The organism is Clostridium sp. (assembly GCF_040797585.1).
GTDB lineage: Bacteria > Bacillota > Clostridia > Clostridiales > Clostridiaceae > Clostridium_Z.
The window spans coordinates 1-4,167 of record NZ_JBFNEO010000238.1 but is presented as its reverse complement, the minus strand read 5'-3'; the positions used below and the strand labels follow the sequence as shown (position 1 = coordinate 4,167).

General features: G+C 27.9%; 4 protein-coding genes. All 4 read left to right on the top strand.

Annotated features, from left to right (window positions below):
* Positions 1-362: 362 nt before the first annotated feature.
* The 4 genes from AB2369_RS12060 to AB2369_RS12045 all read left to right on the top strand — a co-directional run bounded on the left by AB2369_RS12060 (position 363) and on the right by AB2369_RS12045 (position 3,813).
* Positions 363-524: a rubredoxin gene (locus AB2369_RS12060; RefSeq protein WP_367666724.1), complete on the top strand. Its 162-nt coding sequence runs from the start codon at positions 363-365 to the stop codon at positions 522-524.
* A gap of 129 nt (positions 525-653) precedes the next feature.
* Positions 654-2,015: an MATE family efflux transporter gene (locus AB2369_RS12055; RefSeq protein ID WP_367666723.1), complete on the top strand. Its 1,362-nt coding sequence runs from the start codon at positions 654-656 to the stop codon at positions 2,013-2,015.
* A gap of 183 nt (positions 2,016-2,198) precedes the next feature.
* A complete protein-coding gene (locus AB2369_RS12050) occupies positions 2,199-2,480 on the top strand; it encodes a DUF503 domain-containing protein (protein ID WP_367666722.1) in 282 nt (93 codons plus the stop codon).
* 406 nt (positions 2,481-2,886) lie between these two features.
* A complete protein-coding gene (locus AB2369_RS12045; RefSeq protein ID WP_367666721.1) occupies positions 2,887-3,813 on the top strand; it encodes a GNAT family N-acetyltransferase in 927 nt (308 codons plus the stop codon).
* Positions 3,814-4,167: the final 354 nt, after the last annotated feature.

Sequence of the window (4,167 nt, the reverse complement as noted above, 5' to 3'; positions counted from 1 at the left end):
AAATCTTGGATTTTAAGTAGTGCATAAGATAAGTCTTGAATAAAAAAACCTATAATATGAAAATAGCTAAATTAAGTTTATCATTTACCACTGTAATAGCCAATAGGGGAATTAATTCTACATTTTTTTAAGTTATTACATAAATACCTTAGTAAACTATGTAGAATTATAAAAGTTAAAATAGAAGAGGATTTAGCTATACTATAAAACCATCCATTGATCTACAATTAACTATAAACTAAAGAATATATAAGAGGTTCTTAAGACACACTATAAACCAATAAATCTATTATACATAAATTTGTTGAAAAAACACTATATAATAATTATAATTATATAGTATTAAATACAAGGAGGATTATATGAAGAAGTATGTATGTGTAGAATGTGGATATATATATGATCCAGAGGTAGGGGATTCTTCTCAAGGAATACCAAAAGGAGTGCCTTTAGAGGATTTACCTTATGATTGGGTTTGCCCTATATGTGGAGAACCAACAGATGTTTTCGAGGAGCTTAATTGACTTCAAAGGAAAATTATGATATAAAAATTAATAGCAATATTTATATATGTCATTTAGTGAAGCAACCACTTTTAAAAACTTTAAGGGGTTGCTTTAATTTTTTTGAAAAAAGTTAAAGGGGGATAAAAAGTGAAGTTTTTTAAGGATAAAAAGTTTTATTCTAGTTTATTTAAAATAGCTTTACCTATAATGCTTCAATATTTAATAGTATCTTCATTAAATATGGTGGATACTTTAATGATTGGTAAAGTTGGAGAAAAGGAAATAGCAGCTGTAGGCATAGCTAATCAGTATTTCTTTTTCTTTAATATTTTAATTGGAGGAGTATTTAGTGCATGTGGAATGTACATATCACAATTTTGGGGAAATAAGGACGAAAAAAATATAAGAAGGGTAGTTGGAGTAGGAAATGTTATAGGAATAACTGCCTCTATTATATTTATGGCTATTGCCATTATAAATCCAGAAGGCATAATAAGATTATTTAATAGTGATACGGAAGTTGTGATTTTAGGAAGCAAGTATTTAAGTATAGTAATATATAGCTATTTATTTACAGCAATAACCTTTAACTATGCTTTTGCATCAAGATGTGTAGGAAATCCTAAGCTACCTATGATGGTCAGTGCCATTGCTTTAGTAACTAATGCTATATTTAACTATATTTTAATTTTTGGTCATTTAGGCTTTGAACCTATGGGAGTAGAAGGAGCTGCTATTGCTACCTTAATAGCTAGAGTAGTTGAAGTTATAGCATTAATTTCTATAATATATATGAAAAAAGGTGTACTAGCTTCTAAAAAAGGGGACTTGTTATATTTTAAGAAAGAATTTATTAGCAAGATGTATAAGACCATATCAGCAGTAGTTTTAAATGAGGCATGCTGGGGACTTGGAACAGTTTTATATTCTGCAGTTTATGGAAGAATAAGTACTGAAGCATTAGCAGCAGTTCAGATATGTAGTCCAATAACTAATTTATTTATGGTAATTACCTTTGGTATATCCAATGCAGCCATAGTTATGGTTGGAAATAGGATCGGTGCTAATGAGATAGATGAAGCCAAGGATTTTGCAAAGAAATTCTTAAAACTTGGATGCGGAATTGGTGTTTTACTTGCAATAGTTCTAGCAGCATCCTCTCCAATTATACTAAATTTTTATAGTGGAGATATATCAGAGGGAGTTCTTAAAAGTGCTCAAAATATTCTTTATATAACCTCTTTAATACTAACTATAAGGACATTTAATGTAATACTTATAATTGGAGTTTTAAGAGGGGGCGGGGATGCCAACTATGGACTGTTTATAGAAGCATTTACTATGTGGTGCATAGGAGTTCCCGTATCATTTTTGGGAGCCTTTGTATTAAAACTAGATGTAGAATATGTGGTGGCACTTGTAACCCTTGAAGAAATAGCAAAATTTATACTAGGATATCTTAGAGTAAAGAAAGGTAAATGGGTAAAAGTATTAGTTAGTAGTATGTAATAATTTTAACTAATATAGTAAAATCATAAGTTAGGGGAATAATAGTAATAACTTAAATGACAGTTTTCTCATGGTATATGTAAAAAGAAGTTTTAGTAAAAGAATATATATTTACACTAAATAATGAGAGGAACAGTCCCCTAGTTAATTAAAACTAACTTTATTAGTAGGAGATAATTAGAGATGATAATAGCTACAGCTAAAATAACCCTTATAGCCCCTTGGGTAAATTCCTTAAAGGAAAAAAGAATTGTTTTATCTAGTTTAAGAGAAAGAATAAAAAATAAGTTTAATGTGTCTGTTGCTGAGGTAGAAAACCAAGATAACCATAAGATTATAGTCTTAGGAATAGCAGCAGTATGTAATGAAACCGCAAAAGGAGATGCTATATTAAGTTCTGTTATAAATTTCATAGAAGAAAATAGTGAGGCTTTTATAACAGATATAGAGACAGAAATAATATAATATCCAATATTATATTCAGTTATCTAAAAGAGGAAGCTTTTGAATTATTTTTTCAGAGCCTTTAAATATTTATCTGATGGCTACCAACTATAACACTTGAAGTTTATAGATTTTAAGTAGTGTATGAGATAAGTTTTAAGTCAAAGCCTTTATAAAAACATAAAGATAAAGAGCAATAAAAACACAGGTGATTTTTTAAATATAGTATTATAGATATAGGATTTAGTAGTAAATTTACTAACTATCCTATATCTTTTTTTATTAAGTAAGTAGAATTGATTTAATATCTACATATCTAGAGAATTTAATTACAATAATGTATAATATTGCTACTAATACTATTCTATTATATGACATAAAGAGCTATAGAATATTAGAAATTAGTTTAAATTTGGGGGAAAACACAATGAATGAAAAAATAACATTAGAAGTTGCATTAGAAAAAGATGCAGAAGAAATAAGAGATATGATGATTGTAGTGGAAGAAGATGAAACCAATAGATGGTATGATAATGGGGAAAGACCTTTTATTCCTGGTTATGATTCTACATATATGCAAAGATATCATATGTGGGATAAGAAATATTACAAAATAATTTATGATAATGCTTTGGCTGGAGTTTTACTTATATCCTATACAGGAAGGGAACATGCAAGGGTTGACCGACTTTATATAAATCCAGGATTTCAGAATAAGGGGATAGGATCAAAGGTTATAGCTCTTATGGAAGAGATGTATCCTAGGGTTAGAATATGGACCCTAGATACAAGCCAGAAGAGTATAAGAAATCATCATTTTTATGAAAAGAACGGATATATTCAAAATGAAAGATATTATTGTAAAATAATAAGCGATTCAACTAATGATTCACATGAATTTTATACCAAGAAAGTCTTTAATGATAAAAACCTTCGAAGGTGTAATATAAGGGATATTGATATTTATGAAGTTAATATGAAAAATGCTAAGTTCACTAATGTGAATCTAGAAAAATCCATATATCAGAATAGTAATTTATCTAAAACACGATTTACTAATATAGATATGAGCAATTCAGTATTAGGGGACTCTAATTTAAATAAAATAGAAATTTGCAATGCTTCCTTAGGAGATGCTTATTTACATGATATTAATTTAGGAGCTCAAGAAAAGAAGATTCCACTTACAATGGAAAGATGTGAATTAAATAATAGTAGAATTGTTGATTCAGACTTACAGAATCTTTCTATTTGTAATTGTAATATAGAAGGAATGACAATTGATGGAGTACTTGTAAGTGACCTTATGAAAATATATAAGGAAGCACTTAAAAAAGAAGATAATAACATATAAGAGTACTATAGAATATGAAAAGGACATATTGGTAACTACCAATATGTCCTTATTTTAAACTTAATGGAGGATGTGTTATTATATTAAGTTTAAAACTCATATAAAATAGCAATAAAGAATTTGAAACTACTATAAAAGTTCTTATAATAATGAATACTTATATTTGGAAGGCAAGTGTAATATTATATTGCCCAAATAAAATAAATATATTCTAATTCATAAGTTCATATTCTTTATTTGTTAAAGTAAAGGAGTCTTTAATGCCAGAAGTTACATAAACCTTTTTATCTTTAGTCAAGAATATTCCTTCTATATTTGGTAAACTTTCTAAAAGTTCTAATCCTTCTTTAAGAC

Excerpts from the sequence above, each read along its gene's own strand:
- AB2369_RS12060 (WP_367666724.1), top strand. The coding sequence starts at position 363 with ATGAAGAAGTATGTATGTGTAGAATGTGGATATATATATGATCCAGAG.
- AB2369_RS12050 (WP_367666722.1), top strand. The coding sequence starts at position 2,199 with ATGATAATAGCTACAGCTAAAATAACCCTTATAGCCCCTTGGGTAAAT.
- AB2369_RS12045 (WP_367666721.1), top strand. The coding sequence starts at position 2,887 with ATGAATGAAAAAATAACATTAGAAGTTGCATTAGAAAAAGATGCAGAA.